This is a genomic window from Cellulomonas cellasea (genome assembly GCF_030372105.1).
GTDB classification, from domain to species: Bacteria; Actinomycetota; Actinomycetes; order Actinomycetales; family Cellulomonadaceae; genus Cellulomonas_A; species Cellulomonas_A cellasea_A.
Map to the genome: position 1 here is coordinate 66,289 of NZ_JAUDBQ010000015.1, position 20,392 is coordinate 86,680.

Annotated in this window: 20 protein-coding genes and 1 riboswitch; of the genes, 15 read left to right on the top strand and 5 right to left on the bottom strand. The window is 70.7% G+C overall.

Translation table 11 applies throughout. The features are described 5' to 3' along the window. Positions 1-14: 14 nt before the first annotated feature. On the bottom strand, positions 15-296 hold the full coding sequence (locus QUV83_RS14145) for a DUF4235 domain-containing protein (protein WP_289565422.1): 282 nt from the start codon (positions 294-296) through the stop codon (positions 15-17). A gap of 62 nt (positions 297-358) precedes the next feature. Beyond that, positions 359-493, top strand: a riboswitch (TPP riboswitch). Positions 494-571: 78 nt separating this feature from the next. Here QUV83_RS14145 and QUV83_RS14150 point away from each other — a divergent pair. The 8 genes from QUV83_RS14150 (at position 572) to QUV83_RS14185 (ending at position 9,696) form a co-directional block, all read left to right on the top strand. After that, positions 572-1,675, top strand: a complete 1,104-nt coding sequence (locus QUV83_RS14150) for a thiamine ABC transporter substrate-binding protein (RefSeq protein ID WP_289565424.1) — start codon at positions 572-574, stop codon at positions 1,673-1,675. Next, on the top strand, positions 1,651-3,450 hold the full coding sequence (locus tag QUV83_RS14155; RefSeq protein WP_289565426.1) for an ABC transporter permease: 1,800 nt from the start codon (positions 1,651-1,653) through the stop codon (positions 3,448-3,450). The genes QUV83_RS14150 and QUV83_RS14155 overlap by 25 nt, the downstream gene beginning before the upstream one ends. Beyond that, positions 3,450-4,514: an ABC transporter ATP-binding protein gene (locus tag QUV83_RS14160; RefSeq protein ID WP_289565428.1), complete on the top strand. Its 1,065-nt coding sequence runs from the start codon at positions 3,450-3,452 to the stop codon at positions 4,512-4,514. The genes QUV83_RS14155 and QUV83_RS14160 overlap by 1 nt, the downstream gene beginning before the upstream one ends. Before the next feature lie 122 nt (positions 4,515-4,636). After that, positions 4,637-5,431, top strand: a complete 795-nt coding sequence (locus QUV83_RS14165) for an SRPBCC domain-containing protein (RefSeq protein WP_289565429.1) — start codon at positions 4,637-4,639, stop codon at positions 5,429-5,431. Between the two features lie 232 nt (positions 5,432-5,663). After that, positions 5,664-7,535, top strand: coding sequence for a molecular chaperone DnaK (dnaK, locus tag QUV83_RS14170; RefSeq protein ID WP_289565431.1), 1,872 nt, complete (start codon positions 5,664-5,666; stop codon positions 7,533-7,535). Then, a complete protein-coding gene (gene grpE, locus QUV83_RS14175; protein WP_289565433.1) occupies positions 7,532-8,173 on the top strand; it encodes a nucleotide exchange factor GrpE in 642 nt (213 codons plus the stop codon). The genes dnaK and grpE overlap by 4 nt, the downstream gene beginning before the upstream one ends. A 48-nt stretch (positions 8,174-8,221) precedes the next feature. Beyond that, the gene (locus tag QUV83_RS14180; RefSeq protein WP_289565435.1) at positions 8,222-9,229 is read left to right on the top strand and encodes a DnaJ C-terminal domain-containing protein; all 1,008 of its coding nucleotides are present in this window, start codon (positions 8,222-8,224) and stop codon (positions 9,227-9,229) included. Positions 9,230-9,258: 29 nt separating this feature from the next. Next, a complete protein-coding gene (locus QUV83_RS14185; RefSeq protein ID WP_289565436.1) occupies positions 9,259-9,696 on the top strand; it encodes a heat shock protein transcriptional repressor HspR in 438 nt (145 codons plus the stop codon). 13 nt (positions 9,697-9,709) lie between these two features. On the opposite strand, the gene QUV83_RS14190 is transcribed toward QUV83_RS14185, so the two are convergent. The 3 genes from QUV83_RS14190 to QUV83_RS14200 form a co-directional block, all read right to left on the bottom strand. Continuing rightward, positions 9,710-9,979 (bottom strand): hypothetical protein, encoded by a 270-nt coding sequence (locus tag QUV83_RS14190; protein WP_289565439.1) that lies wholly within the window; start codon positions 9,977-9,979, stop codon positions 9,710-9,712. Between the two features lies 1 nt (position 9,980). After that, the gene (locus tag QUV83_RS14195) at positions 9,981-10,613 is read right to left on the bottom strand and encodes a winged helix-turn-helix domain-containing protein (protein ID WP_289565441.1); all 633 of its coding nucleotides are present in this window, start codon (positions 10,611-10,613) and stop codon (positions 9,981-9,983) included. 82 nt (positions 10,614-10,695) lie between these two features. Next, the gene (locus tag QUV83_RS14200; RefSeq protein ID WP_289565442.1) at positions 10,696-11,136 is read right to left on the bottom strand and encodes a hypothetical protein; all 441 of its coding nucleotides are present in this window, start codon (positions 11,134-11,136) and stop codon (positions 10,696-10,698) included. 385 nt (positions 11,137-11,521) lie between these two features. Between QUV83_RS14200 and nrdH the strand changes: the two genes are divergently transcribed. The 4 genes from nrdH (at position 11,522) to nrdF (ending at position 15,381) form a co-directional block, all read left to right on the top strand. Continuing rightward, positions 11,522-11,767 (top strand): glutaredoxin-like protein NrdH, encoded by a 246-nt coding sequence (nrdH, locus tag QUV83_RS14205; RefSeq protein ID WP_066583875.1) that lies wholly within the window; start codon positions 11,522-11,524, stop codon positions 11,765-11,767. Between the two features lie 68 nt (positions 11,768-11,835). After that, entirely contained in the window at positions 11,836-12,252 is a 417-nt protein-coding gene (gene nrdI, locus QUV83_RS14210) for a class Ib ribonucleoside-diphosphate reductase assembly flavoprotein NrdI (protein ID WP_289565444.1), read from the top strand. Further along, complete coding sequence (gene nrdE / locus QUV83_RS14215; RefSeq protein ID WP_289565446.1) at positions 12,222-14,366, top strand: class 1b ribonucleoside-diphosphate reductase subunit alpha; 2,145 nt, start codon at positions 12,222-12,224, stop codon at positions 14,364-14,366. Before nrdI ends, nrdE begins: the two co-directional genes overlap by 31 nt. Positions 14,367-14,406: 40 nt before the next feature. Beyond that, a complete protein-coding gene (gene nrdF, locus QUV83_RS14220; RefSeq protein ID WP_066583881.1) occupies positions 14,407-15,381 on the top strand; it encodes a class 1b ribonucleoside-diphosphate reductase subunit beta in 975 nt (324 codons plus the stop codon). 96 nt (positions 15,382-15,477) lie between these two features. On the opposite strand, the gene QUV83_RS14225 is transcribed toward nrdF, so the two are convergent. After that, on the bottom strand, positions 15,478-16,113 hold the full coding sequence (locus QUV83_RS14225; protein ID WP_289565449.1) for a TetR/AcrR family transcriptional regulator: 636 nt from the start codon (positions 16,111-16,113) through the stop codon (positions 15,478-15,480). Between the two features lie 153 nt (positions 16,114-16,266). Here QUV83_RS14225 and QUV83_RS14230 point away from each other — a divergent pair, with 153 nt between their 5' ends. The 3 genes from QUV83_RS14230 (at position 16,267) to QUV83_RS14240 (ending at position 20,391) form a co-directional block, all read left to right on the top strand. Then, a complete protein-coding gene (locus tag QUV83_RS14230) occupies positions 16,267-18,423 on the top strand; it encodes a glycoside hydrolase family 3 protein (RefSeq protein WP_289565450.1) in 2,157 nt (718 codons plus the stop codon). Between the two features lie 93 nt (positions 18,424-18,516). Continuing rightward, a complete protein-coding gene (locus QUV83_RS14235) occupies positions 18,517-19,809 on the top strand; it encodes an MFS transporter (RefSeq protein WP_289565452.1) in 1,293 nt (430 codons plus the stop codon). A gap of 117 nt (positions 19,810-19,926) precedes the next feature. Next, positions 19,927-20,391: a VOC family protein gene (locus QUV83_RS14240; protein WP_289565455.1), complete on the top strand. Its 465-nt coding sequence runs from the start codon at positions 19,927-19,929 to the stop codon at positions 20,389-20,391. Position 20,392: the final 1 nt, after the last annotated feature.

Sequence of the window (20,392 nt, forward strand, 5' to 3'; positions counted from 1 at the left end):
GGCTCAGCCCGCGCTCAGCTCGGGGTGAGGCGGTTGCGGTTCACCCGCGAGGCGAAGGTCTTGGTGCCGCGGGTCGCGAGCACGCGGGACACCGCCACCACGGCGCCCGTGGCCGCGGCGGCCGCCATGAGCTCGCCCAGCCCGGAGTCGCCCTCGTCATCCGGCGTCGGCGGCTGGTGACCGCTGGCCGCCTTCCACGCCGCGTTGATCAGCTTGTGCGCGACCCAGGCCGCGGCGAGCGCGGCAACCGTGCCGGCGACCTTGGCGAGCATCGACTCCTGCTGCTCGTCGTTCACTGGGACCTCCTGGGATGGATGGGCGTGGCTGCTGCACACCGTACGCGCGGTGTAAGGTCGCCGCTGAACGACAGGGGAGCGCCACAACCCCTCCGGCCGTATGCCGAGGGGTCCAGGGCGCTGAGAGTGCGGGCCATCCGCAGACCCTCGAACCTGATCCGGGTCACACCGGCGTAGGGAGTCGGGCTTCTCAGTCCCGTCGTCGTCGGCCACGGCGAACGCCGCGGGACCGGTGGCGTCGGTGACCCCCTCCTGCATATGGGGAGGATCCAGCAATGCCACGCATTACCAGCGCCCGTCAGAACGGGCGCGCTCACCGATCGACCTTCGCGACGGGCGTGGCCCTCGCGGCCGGCACGGCCCTCGCGTTGACGGCCTGCTCGGCCATCGGCAGCGGGGACGACGCGTCCAGCAGCCCCGACCAGACGGTCACCCTCGTCACCCACGACTCCTTCGCGTTGAGCGATGGGCTGATCGAGGCGTTCGAGGCGGAGTCCGGCTTGACGGTGGAGATCGTCACCCCGGGCGACGGCGGTTCGCTGGTCAACCAGCTCGTCCTGACCAAGGACGCCCCGCTGGGCGACGCCGTGTTCGGCATCGACAACTCGTTCGCCTCACGCGCCATCGACGAGGGCGTGCTCGCGCCGTACACGTCGCAGGCCCCGGCGGCGGCCGACGCGGCGCAGTACGCGCCGGACGACTCCGGCTCCCTCACCGCCGTCGACGTCGGGGACGTGTGCCTCAACATCGACGACACGTGGTTCGCCGAGCACGGACAGCAGCCCCCGGCCACCCTCGAGGACCTGACGAAGCCCGAGTACAAGGACCAGCTCGTGGTGACCAACGCCGCGACGTCCTCCCCGGGGCTGGCGTTCCTGTTGGCGACCATCGGCGCGTTCGGCGAGGACGGCTGGCAGGGGTACTGGAGCCAGCTCCAGGCGAACGGCCTCAAGGTGGTCGAGAGCTGGTCGGACGCCTACGACGTCGACTTCTCCGGCGGTAGCGGGCAGGGCCAGCGCCCCATCGTGCTGTCGTACGCGTCGTCGCCGCCGTTCACCGTGCCGGAGGGCGGCTCGGAGCCGACCACCTCGGCGCTGCTCGACACGTGCTTCCGCCAGGTGGAGTACGCCGGGGTGCTGGCGAACGCCCAGAACCCGGAGGGCGCCCAGCAGCTGGTGGACTTCCTGCTCTCCGACGAGGTGCAGGCCGACATCCCGGGCTCGATGTACATGTACCCGGTGAGCGGCTCCGTCGAGCTGCCCGCCGAGTGGGCCCAGTGGGCGCCGCTGTCCGACGCGCCGTTCCAGGTGGCGCCCGCGGACATCGAGCAGCACCGTGACGAGTGGATCAGGGCATGGACGGACATCGTCACGGGCTGAGCACCTTCACGCACAGCACCCTCACGCCCGACGCGGACCGGGCCCCGGCCTCGACGCCGCCTCCCGTCCCGACCCGTTCGCGGGCCTGGGCGGGGGGCCGGTGGTCGCGGCCGGGGCTCGGGCGCGCCCTCGTGTGGGGGCTGGCGGTGGGCATCCCGCTGCTGTTCCTCGGGGTGTTCTTCGCCTGGCCCGTCGCCACGCTGGTGGCCCGGGGCTTCACCACCGACGGCGCGGTGGACCTGTCCGCGTTCGCCGACGTGTTCGCCCGGCAGCGGACCTGGCGCATCATCGGGCTCACCCTCGCGCAGGCGGGCATCGCCACCGCGATCGCTCTGCTGCTCGGCATCCCGGGCGCCTATGTGCTGCACCGGCGGCAGTTCCGGGGCCGGGCCGCCGTCCGGGCCTTCGTCACTGTGCCGTTCGTGCTCCCCACCGTCGTGGTCGGCGTCGCGTTCCGCTCGCTGCTCGCCACCGGCGGCCCGCTCGACTTCCTGGGCCTGGACGGCACCTTCGCGGCGATCATCGCGGCGCTCGTCTTCTTCAACTACGCGCTGGTGGTGCGCACCGTCGGCGGGCTGTGGGAGCACCTGGACCCCCGCACCGAGCAGGCGGCGCGGGCCCTGGGCGCCTCGCCGCTGCGCGCGTTCGTGTCGGTGACCCTGCCGGCGCTGGCCCCGGCCATCGCGTCGGCGGCGTCGCTGGTCTTCTTGTTCTGCGCCACGGCGTTCGGCGCCGTGCTGGTGCTGGGCGGCATGCGCTACGGCACCATCGAGACTGAGATCTGGATCCAGACCACCCAGTTCCTGGACCTGCGCGCCGCGTCCGTGCTGTCGGTGGTGCAGCTCGTGATCGTCGCGGGGGCGCTGGCCGTGGCCGGCAGGGCCCGCCGCACCCGGGAGCGCGCGCTGTCCCTCGCGGCGCCCGCCGGGGGAGCGCAGCCGCTGCGGCTGCGCAGCGGCGTCGACGCGGCAGCCGCCGGGGTCACCGCACTGGTCGTGGCGCTCATCGCGTTGCCGCTGGTCAGCCTGGTGGTCCGCTCGCTGCGCACGCCGACGGGCTGGGGGCTCGGCAATTACGTGGCGCTCGGCACCACCGGCGGCAGCAACGCGCTGACCGTGACGGTGTGGGAGGCGGCGGCCAACTCGCTGCGCATCGCCCTGGACGCGACGGTCATGGCAGTGGTCGTGGGCGGGCTCGTGGCGCTGGTCGTCTCGCGCCGCCCGCGCCGCCGATCGGCCCGGCGCGCGGTGTCGCTGCTCGACGCGGTGTTCATGCTCCCGCTGGGCGTCTCGGCCGTGACCGTCGGCTTCGGGTTCCTGCTCACCCTCGACCACCCCTTCGGGCTGGACGTGGACCTGCGCCGCAGCGCGCTGCTGGTGCCGATCGCCCAGGCCGTCGTCGCTGTGCCCCTCGTGGTGCGGACCGTGCTGCCGGTGCTGCGCGCCATCGACCCGCGGCTGCGGGAGGCGGCGGCCACCCTGGGCGCCGGGCCGGGCCGGGTGCTGGCGTCAGTGGACCTCGCGATGACGGTGCGCGCGCTGGGCCTCGCCGTCGGGTTCGCGTTCGCGGTGTCGCTCGGGGAGTTCGGTGCCACGTCGTTCCTGGCGCGGCCCGATCGGCCCACGCTGCCCGTTGTCATCTTCAAGCTCATCGGCCGTCCCGGCGCGGAGAACCACGGCATGGCGCTCGCCGCGTCAGTGCTGCTCGCGCTGGTCACGGCCGGCATCATCGCCGTCGCCGAACGTCTGCGCGGCCCGGCAGGAGGGGAGCTCTGATGGACGGGCTCATGATCGACGCGCTCAGCGTCCGGTACGGCGACCCACGCCGAGGCGGGGCGACCACCGCCGTGGACGGGGTGACCCTCGAGGTGCAGCGCGGGGAGGTGTTGGCCCTGCTCGGCCCGTCGGGCTGCGGCAAGTCCAGCGTGCTGCGCGCCGTCGCGGGCCTGGAGCCCTTGGCGGGGGGCGTCGTGTCCTGGGATGGCGCCGACTTGGCGGGCGTGCCCGTGCACCATCGCGGCTTCGGCCTGATGTTCCAGGACGGCCAGCTCTTCCCGCATCGGGATGTCGCGGGGAATGTCGAGTTCGGCCTGCGGATGGCCCGGGCCCCACGGGCCCAGCGGCGCGCGCGGGTCGCCGAGCTGTTGGATGTCGTGGGGTTGGCCGGGTACGGGTCCCGGCCGGTGGCCACCCTGTCCGGCGGTGAGCGGCAGCGGGTCGCGTTGGCCCGGGCGCTGGCCCCGCAGCCGCGCCTGCTGCTGCTCGACGAGCCGCTGTCGGCCCTGGACCGCGCGCTGCGCGAGCGCCTAGCGGACGACCTGCGCTCGGCGCTGACCGCCACCGGCACGACGGCGCTGTTCGTCACGCATGACCATGACGAGGCGGCCACCGTTGGGGACCGTGTCGCGGTGATGAGCGCGGGGCGGCTGCTGCAGGTGGCGGCGCCCGCGGAGCTGTGGCGCCGGCCCGCGAGTCGAGAGGTGGCCGAGTTCCTCGGCTACCAGGCGTTCGTCGACCTCGACTCGGCGCAGGGGGCGGCGATCCGCGCGGCCCTGGGCGGGGACGTGCCCGCCGGGGCGCGGGTGGCGGCGTTGGCAGAGGGCGCGTTGGTGGTGGTCGGCCGCGCTGTCGACAGGGCGCCTGTGCCCGGCTTGGCGGGCGGCTCTGCCCTCGCCTCGGGGATGGTGCTCGCTTCGGCGTTCCGGCGCGGCCGCATGGAGCTCGCGGTGCGGGTGGAGGGCGTGGGCCGGGTGACTGCCGTGGCCGGTGCGGGCGCTGTGGCGATGCCTGGCGACGAGGTGCGTCTGACCGTCGACCCGCAGGCGGTGGCCCTGCTCTGACCTGCGGATGTGACGAATCGGGCGCCCGCTGGACGGGCCGTCGCGGCCGTCGCGGACTACGGTCGGAAGTGTCCCGGGCTCGTTCGTCCGTCCCGGGCTGACTCAGGGCGGGGTGGAACAGCATGGCGGTCGGTCTCGAGCATCGCGAGGTAGTGGGCCTGGACATCGAGGCGCCGCCGGACGTGGTGTGGCGCCATCTGCGGGATCCGGAGTTGGTGCGCCGATGGTTCGGCTGGGAGCGGGAGGGCCTCGACGAGGAGATCGGCGAGACGTTCGGCGTCCGCCCGGTCGCCTCTGAGACGTCGTCCGTCGGCGGGGCGCATGTGCGCGCGCTCGCCTGGCCGCGGGGCGACCGCCTCGTGTTGACGCCGGTGGCGGGCGAGTCGCATCACCGCTCGCACGTGTCGGTGCAGCGGAACGCCCATGACGGGCTGACCACCTTCGACGGGGTGCACGACCCGCGCGACGAGGCGTGGATCGCGGGGGCGCATCAGCTCAAGTTCGCGCTTGAGGAGCATGCGGGCTCCGAGCGCCACACCGTCGTGATGCGGGACTTGGACGCGGGGCCGCTGCGCGACCGCCTGCTCGACAGGCTCGGCTTGCATGGCCTGCGAGGCGTCCCGGTGGGCGGCCACCTCCAGGCCGAGCTTCCCGATGGCTCGCTCATCGGCGGGCAGGTGCTCTACAAGAGCGAGCACCAGGTGGGCCTGCGCCTGTACGCGGAGCACTCGGCGTTGCTCGTCCTCATGGAGACGCCGGCGGGGAGCCGCCCGCCGCATGGCCTGTTGACCGCTGTGCTCTCGCTGTACGAGGTGGACGACGCGGATGTCGCGCGGATCTTGGAGCGGTGGGCGAGCTGGTGGGGCGGCGCGGCCACGTCGTCGACGGCGAGTCCTCGCCGCACCCGGGTGAGCTGAACCCTCGGGGCGGGGCGCCTGCCGAGGTGCAAGGCGCCCACGGGTGGAGTCAACTGTGAGGAGTGGGGGCGAGCCCCGTCTCCCAGGTTGAGCGGACCAGACTCAATATTGGGCCTTGGAACTTGCGTGGCGCGCCGACTGGGCGCAGACTTGAGCGCAGCAGACTCAAGCAGCCCCGCGGTGGCGCAACTCCCCGGGGTCCTCGCACCCACACGAAAGAAGGCGCACGCTCATGGCACGAGCAGTAGGCATCGACCTCGGCACCACCAACTCGGTGGTCTCCGTCCTCGAGGGCGGCGAGCCCACAGTCATCGCCAACGCCGAGGGATCGCGCACCACCCCGTCGGTCGTCGCGTTCTCCAAGACCGGTGAGGTCCTCGTCGGGGAGGTCGCCAAGCGGCAGGCCGTGACCAACGTCGACCGCACCATCTCGTCGGTCAAGCGCCACATGGGCACCGACTGGTCCGTCGACATCGACGGCAAGAAGTACAACGCGCAGGAGATCTCCGCGCGCATCCTCGGCAAGCTCAAGCGCGACGCCGAGGAGTACCTGGGCGAGCCCGTCACCGACGCGGTCATCACCGTCCCCGCCTACTTCAACGACGCCGAGCGCCAGGCCACGAAGGACGCCGGGCAGATCGCCGGCCTCAACGTGCTGCGCATCGTCAACGAGCCCACCGCCGCGGCGCTCGCCTACGGGCTCGAGCGCGGCAAGGAGGACGAGCTCATCCTCGTCTTCGACCTCGGCGGCGGCACGTTCGACGTCTCCCTGCTCGAGGTGGGCAAGGACGACGACTTCTCGACGATCGAGGTCCGCGCCACCTCCGGCGACAACCGCCTGGGCGGCGACGACTGGGACAACCGGATCGTCGAGCACCTCATCAAGGAGGTCAAGAACTCCACGGGCGTCGACCTGTCCAAGGACAAGATCGCCCTGCAGCGTCTGCGCGAGGCCGCCGAGCAGGCCAAGAAGGAGCTCTCCTCCGCGACGAGCACCAACATCTCCATGCAGTACCTGTCGATGAGCGAGAACGGCCCCGTCCACCTGGACAGCAAGCTCACCCGCGCGCAGTTCCAGCAGATGACCGCCGACCTGCTCGAGCGCACCAAGAAGCCGTTCCACTCGGTGATCCGCGACGCCGGCATCAAGCTCGAGGACATCGACCACGTCATCCTGGTCGGCGGCGCCACCCGCATGCCCGCCGTGACGGAGCTGGTCAAGGAGCTCACGGGCGGCAAGGAGCCCAACAAGGGCGTCAACCCGGACGAGGTCGTGGCCATCGGCGCCGCGCTGCAGGCCGGTGTCATCAAGGGTGAGCGCAAGGACGTCCTGCTCATCGACGTCACGCCGCTGAGCCTGGGCATCGAGACCAAGGGCGGGGTGATGACCAAGCTCATCGAGCGCAACACGGCCATCCCGACCAAGCGCTCGGAGATCTTCTCCACCGCCGAGGACAACCAGCCGTCGGTGCTCATCCAGGTCTTCCAGGGCGAGCGCGAGTTCGCTCGGGACAACAAGCCGCTGGGCACCTTCGAGCTCACCGGCATCGCCCCGGCCCCGCGCGGCGTCCCGCAGATCGAGGTCACCTTCGACATCGACGCCAACGGCATCGTGCACGTCTCCGCGAAGGACCGCGGCACGGGCAAGGAGCAGTCGATGACGATCACCGGCGGCTCCGCGCTGCCGAAGGACGAGATCGACCGCATGGTCAAGGAGGCCGAGGCGCACGCCGCCCAGGACAAGGCCCGCCGCGAGGAGGCCGAGACCCGCAACTCCGCCGAGCAGCTCGTCTACTCGACCGAGAAGCTCCTGGCCGACAACGGCGACAAGCTGCCCGAGGACGTCAAGACCGACGTGTCCAAGGCCGTCGACGAGTTGAAGACCGCTCTCGAGGGCGAGGACATCGAGCCGGTCAAGGCGAAGCACGAGCAGCTCGTCACCTCCGCGCAGAAGATCGGCGAGGCGCTGTACTCGTCCGACCAGGCTGGCGCGGCGGCAGGCGCCGGCGCCGCGGGCGAGGCGCCGTCTGACGCCGGGTCCTCGACCGCCAGCGACGAGGACGTGGTCGACGCCGAGATCGTGGACGAGGACGAGCAGAAGTGACTGAGAACCACGGCCGCGCCGGGGGAGAGGGCCAGCCCGACTCCTCCGGCGAGGAGGCCCCCCGATTCACCGACAAGCGCCGCATCGACCCCGAGACGGGCGCCGTGCGCGAGCCCGCGGAACACGAGAGCCAGCCCGATCCCCTCGCCGGGCTCGAGGCCGAGGCCGACGCCCACATGCACGAGCAGCTCGTGGCGGCCGAGGCCCTCGCGGCCGAGCGCCTCGACGAGCTGCAGCGCGCCAACGCGGCGTACTACAACCTCGAGCAGCAGTACACGGGCTACGTGAAGCGCTCGAAGGGCGACGCGATCGTCGCCCGCGACCGCGGCATCGCCGAGGTCGCCGAGGCGCTGATCCCCGTGCTCGACGACATCGAGCTGGCCCGCCAGCACGGTGACCTGGTGGGCCCGTTCGGGTCCATCGCGGAGAAGCTCGAGGGCATCCTGGCCCGGTTCAGCATCGTCAGGTACGGCGCCGAGGGCGAGGTGTTCGACCCGAACGTCCACGAGGCGCTCATGCACTCCCACTCGTCGGACGTCACCGAGCCGACGGTCGCGACGGTGCTGCAGCCCGGGTACCGCGCAGGGGACCGCATTCTGCGGGCCGCCCGCGTGGCCGTCATCGACCCGGACGCCTGAGGCGCGGCGTGTGTCGCGGGTGCATGAGTTGAGCGGGAGGGAGGCGCGGTGAGCGGCCAGGACTGGCTAGAGAAGGACTACTACGCAGCCCTCGGCGTCCCCAAGGACGCAGACCAGGCCGCCATCAAGAAGGCCTACCGCAAGCTCGCCCGGCAGATGCACCCCGATCACAACCCGGACGACCCCACCGCCGAGGCGAAGTTCAAGGACGTCGGCGAGGCCTACTCGGTCCTCTCCGACCCCGAGCAGCGCCAGCAGTACGACCAACTGCGCGCGATGGCCGGCGGCGCCCGCTTCTCCGGAGCGGGCGCCGGCGGTGGGGCCGCCGGGTTCGAGGACCTGTTCGGCGGCGGCTTCGGCCGCGGCGGGCAGCGCGTGCGCTTCTCCACCGGTGGCGGCGGCGGCCAGGAGATGCCAGCAGGCTTCGAGGACATCCTCGGCGGGCTGTTCGGCGGCGGTGGCGGCGGTGGCGGCTTCGGCGGCGGCTTCGGCGGCGGGCGGGGCCCGCGTCCGGGCGCCGACCTGGAGGCCGTGACCACGCTGCCGTTCCGGCAGGCGACCGAGGGCTCCACCGTCTCGCTCAGCGTGGAGGGGCGCACCGTCAACGCGCGCATCCCCCCGGGCGTGCACGACGGCCAGAAGATCCGGTTGCGCGGCAAGGGGCGGCCGGGCGTCAACGGGGGCCCGGCCGGCGACCTGGTGGTCACCGTGCGGGTCACCCCACACCCCGTGTTCACCCTGGACGGCAACAACCTGCGCGAGACAGTGCCGGTGGCCTTCGACGAGGCGGCGCTCGGCGCCCAGATCGAGGTGCCGACGCTCGACGGCAGCACGGTGCGGGTGAAGATCCCCGCGGGCACGCCCTCAGGGCGGACCCTGCGGGTCAAGGGCCGGGGCATCACCACCTCCAAGGGCACCGGGGACCTGCTGGTCACGGTGCTCGTCGTGGTGCCGCAGAAGCTCTCGGACGCGGCACGCGACGCGGTCGAGGCGTTCGGGGTGGCGACCTCCGGCGAGGACGTGCGCGCGGACCTGCGAGCGCAGGCCCGCGCCTGATCTGACAGACCACGGCGAAGGGGCGAGACATGCTGGCGGACGACGCGCAGGTGTACGTGATCTCGGTCGCGGCCGAGCTCGCGGGCATGCACCCGCAGACGCTGCGGCAGTACGACCGGCTGGGCATCGTCTCGCCCCGGCGCACCCGCGGCCGTGGCCGTCGCTACTCGTGGCGTGACATCGAGCAGCTCCGCGAGGTGCAGCGCCTGTCCCAGGACGAGGGCGTGAACCTCGCCGGCATCAAGCGCATCCTCGACCTCGAGGCCGAGGTCGAGCGGCTCAGCCAGCAGGTCGAGTACCTGCGCTCCTTCGCCGAGCCCGGCCGGCGGGTGTTCACCGCCGGGCCCACGGGCGATGTCATCGCGATGCGCCGTGGGCAGCGTGCCCGCGTCGGCGAGCAGCGCAGCACCGGCGGCGCGATCGTGCTGTGGCGGCCGACGCGCCGCGCGGAGATCACCTACCGCTGACGGCGCGGCGACGTCAGACGCCGGCGCCCGCCCGGAGCGCGAGAGCCCGTCGAGTGTCGGCCTCCCGAGCGACGAGGGTCGCGGCGGCGATGCGGTCAGCCTGGCGACGCGAGGCCTGCTGTGCCGCGACCCTGTCGCGGCGTCGGCCGAGCAGCCGGGCGCGTGCCCTGACATGCCGGCCGGCCAAGGGCGAGATCCGCTGCTGGCGGGGTGATGACCAGGCCAGGGTCGGCACGGGGATGCGCACGCTGATGGTGCGGGACTGGTAGGCGATGGTCAACATCTCAGCCCTCCTCTGGTGAGGGCTCGGAGGCCGGGCCGCCGGGGTCGGGGCTGGCCATCGAGACGATGTTCCAGAGCCGGGCCCCGGGCGGGCGCAGCGCCGGGTCGTCGCGTCGGGCGCGGAAGGCCTCGCCGATCTGGCCGAGCTGCTCGACGAGCTCGTCGGCCTCCTCGGGCGTGACCCATGCCATCGTCTTCAGCAGGCTCGGCCCGGGGTCGGTGTCGCGGTCGCCGCTGGTGTATCGCTCGGCCTCCGCGCGCATCGAGGCGATGAACCTGTCCGCGTCGCGGGAGGCGGTCATCGCGGCGAGTTCGACCACGGCGTGGGTCGACGCGGGGTCGGCTCCGGCGCGGTCGGGGTCCACGCCGAACGATCGGGGGCTCGACACCGTCCGGCGCCACGGGCGAAGCCGGCCGATGGGCTCGGCGCGCTCGACGAACCCGTACCGCTCGAGCGTGCGCAGGTGGAACGAGCAGTTCGCGACGGTCTCGTCGAGGGCCTCGGCGCACTCGGTGGCGGTGGCCTGGCGGCGCGCGTCGATCAGCTCGAGGATTGCGATCCGCACGGGATGGGTCAGGGCGCGGATGCGCTCAGGGTCGCTCGTGCGCGCCTGGGGGGTCGTTCGCTCGTCCATGGCCCGACATCTCTTGCGCAATAGTTGTTGCGCAAGAGATGTTGCGTAAGTGCCGCCGTCCCAGGCGGCCGTCCGGCGCGTGTCAGCCGAGGGGCTCGGTCCAGAGGTAGACGTGCAGGTCCTCGCGCGAGGCCGTGGTGGCGAGGTCGACGATGTCGGAGATCACCGGCGCCAACTCGGCGGCCGTCGCCTCCATCTCCTCGCTAGCGGCCCAGCGCTCCGCCACCTCGGGGATCGCGTCCTCGTCCTCGGCGCGCCCGAGCTCCACCAGCAGGTCCACCAGGAACGGCGGGAGCTCGTAGAGGTTCTCGTGGTCCAGGTCCACCTCCTCGAGCTCGAGGTCGCCCGTGCCGAAGCGGACCACCTCGGCGGCGATCTCTCCGAGGGTCTCGAGCTCGACGGCGCCGATCGAGGTGAGCTCGACGTGGGTGGCGGTGTCGGGCGTCTCGCCGGCGTCGAGCGCCTCGGTGCGGGTGAGTGCGGTCGCGTGGTCTGCTGCGAACAGCTCGCTGAGTTCGGCCATGAGCACACTCTGGCGCCGCTCGCCGGGCGGCGGAACTTCGCGCGCCGCGCGTCCCAGAGGTCCGTCCGGGTGATGTCCGGCACAGCCCGTCGGCGCGTCGCGGCGTTTCGCCCGGTGCGTCGCGTGGCGGCGCGCGGGACGAATCGGGCGGGACCCTGTGGAGGGCGCTGTGGAGGGCCGTGTGGGCGGCCTGTGGACCCCTGGAGAACATGCAGGTCCAGGGCTTGTCGGCGCCTCTCGATACCCTGGAGTTGTCCACAGGGGGTGAAGAACGACACGCGTGTAAGCACAAGCGCTAGTGGTTCGGGCAATCCCCGACCACTAGGTGTAGTGTCGAAGACCTCGCCGCGGGCAGTCCGCGGGTGCCACATCTGGGGGAGCCACGATGACGATCACGGTCTACAGCAAGCCGTCGTGTGTGCAGTGCACCGCCACCTACCGTGCACTGGACAAGGCCGGTTTCGAGTACGAGATCGTGGACATCAGCCAGGACTCCGCCGCGCGTGACTACGTCGTGTCGCTGGGCCACATGCAGGCGCCCGTCGTCGTGGCCGATGGCGAGCACTGGTCCGGCTACCGGCCCGACCAGATCAAAGCGCTCGTCGAGCGTGCGGCTGTCGCGGTCGCCTGACCGCACTCGGCCCCGTCCGGGCCGACAGCACGGCGTCACCAGATCGACCTAGGCGAGGGAGCCGCATCATGAGCTCGCTGGTCTATTTCTCGAGTGCGTCGGACAACACGCACAGGTTCGTCCAGCGTCTCGGGATCCCGGCGCAGCGCATCCCGCTGACGCCCAAGCAGCCTTTCCTGCACGTGCACGAGCCCTACGTCTTGATGACGCCCACCTATGGGGGCGGCAACGAGGGTGGGGCCGTGCCACGGCAGGTGGTCAAGTTCCTCAACGACGAGGGCAACCGCTCACTCATCCGCGGCGTCATCGCCGCGGGCAACACGAACTTCGGCGAGGCGTACTGCATCGCGGGGGACATCATCGCGGCCAAGTGCCAGGTCCCTTACCTGTACGGCTTCGAGCTCCTAGGAACGACTGAGGACGTCACGCGCGTCCGCGAAGGGTTGGGAAGATTTTGGCAGCGACAGTCACGGATTCCGGCGTAGACGCAGGGCTCGACTACCACGCGCTCAACGCGATGCTGAATCTCTACGGTCCGGACGGGAAGATCCAGTTCGACAAGGACCGTGAGGCGGCGCGGCAGTACTTCCTGCAGCACGTGAACCAGAACACCGTGTTCTTCCACGACCTCGCGGAGAAGCTCGAGTACCTGGTCGAGAACAAGTACTACGAGCCCGAGGTCCTCGCGCAGTACGACCCGGCGTTCGTCAAGAGCCTCTTCGAGCACGCCTACTCCAAGAAGTTCCGCTTCCAGTCGTTCCTCGGCGCGTTCAAGTACTACACGTCGTACACGCTGAAGACGTTCGACGGGAAGCGTTACCTGGAGCGGTTCGAGGACCGCGTCTGCATGGTGGCGCTCACGCTCGCCGCCGGCGACCAGGACTTCGCCATCCGCATGGTCGACGAGATCATCGCGGGCCGCTTCCAGCCCGCCACCCCCACGTTCCTCAACTCGGGCAAGGCGCAGCGCGGCGAGGCCGTGTCCTGCTTCCTGCTCCGCATCGAGGACAACATGGAGTCCATCGCGCGGGGCATCAACTCCTCGCTGCAGCTCTCCAAGCGCGGTGGCGGCGTCGCGCTGCTGCTCAGCAACATCCGCGAGCACGGCGCGCCGATCAAGCACATCGAGAACCAGTCGTCGGGCGTCATCCCCGTGATGAAGCTGCTCGAAGACTCGTTCTCGTACGCGAACCAGCTCGGCGCTCGCCAGGGCGCCGGCGCGGTGTACCTGCACGCGCACCACCCCGACATCATGCGGTTCCTCGACACCAAGCGTGAGAACGCCGACGAGAAGATCCGCATCAAGACGCTGTCGCTCGGCGTCGTGATCCCGGACATCACCTTTGAGCTCGCCAAGAAGAACGAGCCGATGTACCTGTTCTCGCCCTACGACGTCGAGCGCGTCTACGGCATGCCCTTCGCGGACGTCTCGGTCTCCGAGAAGTACCAGGAGATGGTCGAGGACAAGCGGATCCACAAGACGAAGATCAACGCCCGCGAGTTCTTCCAGACCCTCGCGGAGCTGCAGTTCGAGTCGGGCTACCCGTACATCATGTTCGAGGACACGGTGAACAAGGCGAACCCGATCAAGGGCCGCATCACCCACTCGAACCTGTGCTCGGAGATCCTGCAGGTCTCGACGCCGTCCACGTTCAACGAGGACCTGTCCTACGACCACGTGGGCCGCGACATCTCCTGCAACCTCGGCTCGCTGAACATCGCCCTCGCGATGGACTCGCCCGACTTCGGGCAGACCGTCGAGACCGCGATCCGCGCGCTGACGGCCGTCTCCGACCAGACGAGCATCGAGTCGGTGCCGTCGGTCAAGCGCGCCAACGAGGGCGGCCACGCCATCGGCCTCGGGCAGATGAACCTGCACGGGTACCTGGCCCGTGAGCGCGTGCACTACGGCTCCGAAGAGGGCCTCGACTTCACGAACATGTACTTCTACACCGTGGCGTACCACGCCATCCGGGCCTCCAACCGGCTCGCGATCGAGCGCGGCAAGGCGTTCGACGGCTTCGAGGACTCGACGTACGCGTCGGGCGCCTACTTCGAGAAGTACGTGAACGGGACCTGGGAGCCCAAGACGGCCCGCGTGCGCGAGCTCTTCGAGACCGCCGGCGTGCAGATCCCCACGCAGGACGACTGGCGCGAGCTGGCCGCCTCGGTGCGCGAGCACGGGCTGTACAACCAGAACCTGCAGGCCGTCCCGCCCACCGGGTCGATCTCGTACATCAACCACTCGACGTCCTCGATCCACCCCGTGGCGTCGAAGATCGAGATCCGCAAGGAAGGCAAGATCGGGCGCGTCTACTACCCGGCGCCGTTCCTCACGAACGACAACCTGGAGTACTACCAGGACGCGTACGAGATCGGCTACGAGAAGATCATCGACACCTACGCCGAGGCCACGCAGCACGTGGACCAGGGCCTGTCGCTGACGCTGTTCTTCAAGGACACCGCCACCACGCGTGACATCAACAAGGCGCAGATCTACGCCTGGCGCAAGGGCATCAAGACGCTCTACTACATCCGCCTGCGCCAGCTCGCCCTGGAGGGCACCGAGGTCGAGGGCTGCGTCTCATGCATGCTGTGACCAGGTCTTTCTCGACGTCGAAGAACACGATGGAGCTGTGATGAGTGAGAAGTTGAAGTTGGTCAGCCGTGTCTCGGCGATCAACTGGAACCGGGTCGAGGACGAGAAGGACGCCGAGGTGTGGGACCGCCTCGTCGGGAACTTCTGGCTGCCCGAGAAGGTGCCGGTGTCCAACGACATCCAGTCGTGGGCGACGCTCAACGAGCAGGAGAAGACGCTCACCACGCGCGTCTTCACCGGCCTGACGCTGCTGGACACCATCCAGGGCACCGTCGGCGCCGTCTCGCTCATCCCCGACGCGCTCACCCCGCACGAGGAGGCCGTCTACACGAACATCGCGTTCATGGAGTCGGTCCACGCGAAGTCGTACTCGTCGATCTTCTCGACGTTGATCTCCACCGGTGAGATCGACGACGCGTTCCGCTGGTCGGAGGAGAACCCCAACCTCCAGCGCAAGGCCGAGATCATCATGGGCTACTACCGGGGCGACGACCCGCTCAAGCGCAAGGTCGCCTCGACGCTGCTCGAGTCGTTCCTCTTCTACTCGGGCTTCTACCTGCCCATGTACTGGTCGAGCCGCGCCAAGCTCACCAACACGGCCGACCTGATCCGCCTGATCATCCGTGACGAGGCGGTGCACGGGTACTACATCGGCTACAAGTACCAGAAGGGCCTCGAGCTGGTCTCGCCCGAGCGCCGCCAGGAGCTCAAGGACTACACGTTCGAACTGCTCTTCGAGCTGTACGACAACGAGGTGGAGTACACGCAGGACCTCTACGACGGCGTCGGCCTCACCGAGGACGTCAAGAAGTTCCTGCGCTACAACGCCAACAAGGCGCTCATGAACCTCGGCTACGAGGGCCTGTTCCCGCGCGACGAGACGGACGTCAACCCGGCGATCCTCTCCGCGCTGTCGCCCAACGCGGATGAGAACCACGACTTCTTCTCGGGGTCGGGCTCGTCCTACGTGATCGGCAAGGCCGTCAACACCGAGGACGACGACTGGGACTTCTAGGGTCCTGACGCGTCTGCGCTCCACCTGCTGATCGGGCGGTCCGGCTCCTGCCGGGCCGCCCGTTCGCGTTCCCGGGCCGGGTTCCGACGCCGGGTGTCAGGGCGTGTCTGAGGGCGGACGCGGTGCGGCGCCGTCGACGCGCAGGCCCGGGATTTCCGCGACCGCGGCGCGCCACCGTTCGACGAGCCCGTGCTCGGGCTCGCGCAGCCATTGCACTTGCAGGCCGTCCATGAGCGCGAGGGCGACCTTCGCGAGGTGGTCGGCGTGGTGGTCGGGGTGGGCCAGTCGGGCGAAGCTCGCGAGTGCGATCCGCTGACGCGAGGCGAAGTAGTCGTGCGCGGGGTGGTCGGGGGTGAGGGACTCGGCCTCGAGCACGGCGTACAGGCGCACGACCTCGGGCTGCCGCGCGTTGTGCTGGACGAGCGCGTCGCACATGCCGCCGAGCGTGACGCCGGCGGCGATGAGCGAGTCGGGCACGGACAGCGGCGGGACGGTGAGGATCCCGTCGTCGAAGCCGAGCTGGCGGGCGAGCTCGATCGTGTCGGCGGTGTCGCGCTGCTCGAGCACCGCGATGAGCAGGCCCGTCTTGGATCCGACGTGGTGCAGCAGCCCGGGGATCGTGAGGTCGCAGGCGTCGGCGACGTCCTGCATCGACAGGCCCCAGTAGCCGCGCTCGGAGATGAGCGCGATGGCCGCGGACATGATCTGCTCGCGGCGCTCCACGGGATCCATGCGGACTCGTCGCCGGGATCGGGGGTTCGCCACCGGCCCATCGTCTCACGCAGGAGGTGCAGGTGAGGGGAGGCGACGGGGCGTCGCGGCTGTGCTTAACTACTACCTACTCAGTACTAGGTAGCGTCAGCGTTGACGCGGAAGGAGTGCCAGGTGTCCACCACCCTCACGCCCTACGAGCAGGCCGTCCAGGCCGTTCGGAACGGGCAGGCGGCCACGGTCGCCGCGCGTGCGCTATACGACCTGATGACCGACGACGAGCGCCTCGGGCTGCTCGACGGCGACCAGGAGTTCTGGGCCGGGATGACCGAGATGATGCAGGAGGGCTACAACACCCGGCCGATCCTGCACGGCGAGGTGACCCGTCTGGGCATCCCGGGCCTGCGCTTCAGCGACGGGCCGCGCGGCGTGGTCATGGGGCACTCGACGGCGTTCCCCGTGTCCATGGCCCGCGGCGCCACCTGGGACGTCGACCTCGAGGAGCGCGTCGGTCAGGTGATCGGCGCCGAGGTCGCCGCGCAGGACGGCAACTTCTTCGCCGGCGTGTGCATCAACCTTCCCCGTCACCCCGCGTGGGGCCGCGCGCAGGAGACCTACGCCGAGGACCCCCTGCTGCTCGGCGACCTCGGGGCTGCCCTCACGCGCGGTGTGCGTCGCCACGTGATGGCGTGCGCCAAGCACTACGCGCTCAACTCGATGGAGAACGCCCGCTTCACACTCGACGTCACGTGCGCCGAAGACGTCATGCACGAGGTCTACCTGCCGCACTTCCGTCGCGTGGTCGAGGAGGGCGTCGACGGCATCATGGCGTCCTACAACTCGGTCAACGGCGAGTGGGCCGGCCAGAGCCGTGCACTCCTCACCGACATCCTCCGGGACGACTGGGGCTTCGAAGGCGTCACGGTCTCCGACTTCATCTTCGGGCTGCGCGACGCCGCCACCTCGCTCGAGGCCGGCCTCGACATCGAGGAGCCCTTCCGTCAGCAGCGCGCGCAGCACCTGCCGCAGGCGCTCGCCGACGGCAGCGCCTCCTGGGAATCCGTGCGGCGCTCGGGCGAGCGGGCGCTGGCCACCCAGCTGCGCTTCGCCGCCGAGCACGACGAGGCGCGTCCATCGATCGACATCGTCGCGTCGGCCGAGCACCGTGCGCTCGCCCGCGAGGTCGCCGCCCGGTCCATCGTCCTCTTGCGCAATGAGCAGGTCGACGGGACCCCGGTCCTCCCGCTCGACGCCACGACGCTGCGCAGCCTCGCAGTCGTCGGGCGCCTTGCCGACCTGCCGAACACGGGCGACCACGGCTCGTCGGACGTGCGTGCCCCCGAGGTCGTCACAGCGCTCGCCGGGCTGCGCGCGGCCCTGCCGGACGCCGAGGTGCACAACGCACCGGACGACTCGCCCGAGGCCGCCGCGGCTCTCGCGGCCAGGTGTGATGTGGCCGTCGTCGTCGTCGGCTACACCGCGGACGACGAGGGTGAGTTCACCGACGCGACCGCGACCAACTCCCCGGCGATCGCCGCGCTCTACCCGCCGCTGCCCGACGGCACCGACCCCGCGCACGTGGCGGCCGCCGGGGAGCTGTCCCTGGGCACGGGCGGCGACCGGTCACGTCTCACGCTGCGTCCCGAGGACGAGGCGATGGTGCTGGCTGTCGCCGCGGCGAACCCGCGGACGATCGTCGCGGTCGTCGCCGCGGGCGCCGTCATCACCGAGACCTGGAACCGCGAGGTCCCCGGCCTGGTCATGGCGTGGTACTCGGGTATGGAGGGTGGCCACGGGCTCGCTGACGTGCTGCTCGGCGCGGTCGACGCGAGCGGGCGCCTGCCGTTCAGCATCCCGACGAGCGAGGCTCACCTGCCGGAGTTCGACCGTGACGCCACGGCGATCACGTACGACGCCTGGCACGGCCAGCGGCTGCTCGACCGGCTCGGTGTCGAGCCCGCATTCCCGCTCGGCTTCGGCCTGTCCTACACCCAGGTCGAGCTCGGTGCGCCGACCGCGCGCCGGACAGGAGAGGAGTCGGGCGAGGTCGAGGTCGCCGTGCGCAACACCGGCACGCGCGACGGTCGGCACGTCGTCCAGCTCTACGGCACCACCGAGGGCGACCCGGTGCGTGCGCTGATCGGCTACGCCCCCGTGGACGTCCCGCGCGGCTCGACCGTCACGGCCCGCGTGCCGCTCTCGCTGCGGCCGCTGCAAAAGTGGGACGCGGCGACGCGCTCGCTGCTCAACCCGACCGGCGACGTCCGGGTCGAGGTCGCCGCCTACTCGGGCGACCCCGACGCGGTGGTCACGACTCTGTCCCTGGACTGACCCCCCGGGCCTGATCGCCTCTGCGTGACCCCCTGCCTGGCGCCCGGCCTGTCCCGGGCGCCAGGCGCCCCCCTCACAGAAAGTCGGACAACGATGTCCTCCGTCCCTCCCCCCGGCGACCGCACGGACGCGCCCGCCGCACCGCTCTCCACCTCCGCCGCGCCGGTCGGCGCCCGTCCGCCCTTGCGGCTCGCAGTGGCCCTCGTGATCGGCGGCATCCTCTGGATCGGCCCGTACATCGCGAGCATCACCGTGCTGCTGCCCGCGCGGCTCGAGATCGTCGCACCTGACAGCAAGGTCCAGGTCATCGCGACCCTGGCGATCGTCGGCTCGATCGTCGCCCTGCTCGCCAACATCGTGTTCGGCGCGTTCTCCGACCTCACGCGATCACGCCTGGGCAAGAGGACCCCGTGGATGCTGCTCGGCTCGGCCATCACGGGTCTGAGCCTGTTCGCCCTGACACGGGCCGAGTCCGTCACCGCGATCGTCGTGGTGTGGTGCGTCTTCCAGTTCTTCCTCAACGCGATCGTCGCGCCGCTCGTCGCGGTGATCCCGGACCGCGTGCCCGAGCGGATGCGTGGCACGTACTCCGCGGTCTACGGCGTGGGCTTCATGGTCGGGGCGGCCGCCGCGAACATCGTCGCCTCCAGGTTCGTGGCCAACCCGACCGACGGATTCATGATCATGGCGATCGCGATCCTCTTCTCCGGCCCGGTCTTGGCCCTGCTGGCCCCGGACAAGTCGAACGCCGGTGAGCCTCGACCCGCGTTCTCTCGGGACATGTTGCTCACCAACTTCTCCTTCCCCCGCCGTGGCGCCCGCGACTTCTACCTCGCGATGTTCGGCAAGCTCCTGTTCGTGCTGGCGATGTTCGCGATCACGGGCTACCAGCTCTACATCTTCACCGACCACCTCGGGATGGATGCTGTGGGCGCCGGCGCGATGATCGCGACGATGGCGACCGTCCAGCTCGTGCTGTCGCTGATCTTCGGGGCCGTCGCCGGACCGGTCTCCGACCGCGTCGGCCGACGCAAGATCTTCGTCATCGGGTCGATGCTGCTCATGGCCGTCTCGCTGCTCGTGCCGTTCGTCTGGCCGCAGCCGGTGGCGATGGTCGTGTTCGCCGCCCTCGGGCTTGGCGTGGCCTCCGGGGTGTTCAACTCGGTGGACCAGGCGCTGAACTACGACGTGCTGCCGAATGCCGAGGCCGCGGCCAAGGACCTCGGCATCCTCAACATGGCCAACACCGGTGGGCAGATCCTCGGACCGGTGGTCATGGGCGTCGTGATCAGCGTGACGGGCGGGTACGGGGCGGGCTTCCCGATCGCCGCCGGGATCGCCGTGGTCGGGGCCGTGCTCATCTCGCGGATCCGGTCGGCTCGCTAACCACGGGGGGTGGTGCGGTTCTGACCTCCCCTCGCACGCAAGGCGCCGTCGGCCCAGGGGTCGGCGGCGTCTTGCGTCGGTCTGGCGCGCGAGAGCGGCGCCGCCTAACGTCCCTTCATGACGACTCCGGCCCGCTCGACTGATCCCGACCAGCGACGCCCAGGCGTCCGGCAGCTCCGGCTCGTGGTCGAGGCGGAGGACTACGAGAGCGCGGTGGCCTTCTACCGCGACGTGCTGGGCCTGTCGGAGGAGGCGGCGTTCGCTGGTGACGGCGAAGCGCTTGTCACGATCCTGGAGGCAGGTCGCGCGACGCTGGAGATCGCCAACCCGGCGCAGAAGCGGATGATCGACGACGTGGAAGTCGGCCGACAGGTCGCCCCACGCCTGCGTGTCGCCTTCGAGGTGGATGACGTGGTCGAGGCGACCCAGACGCTCGTGGATGGTGGCGCCACCCAGTTGGCGCCGCCCACCGAGACTCCCTGGCGGTCACTGAACTCTCGCCTCGACGCGCCGGCGGGCCTGCAGATCACGCTCTTCCAGGAGCTCGAGCCCGATCGCGCCACTGGTGGCTCGCAGGGCTGAC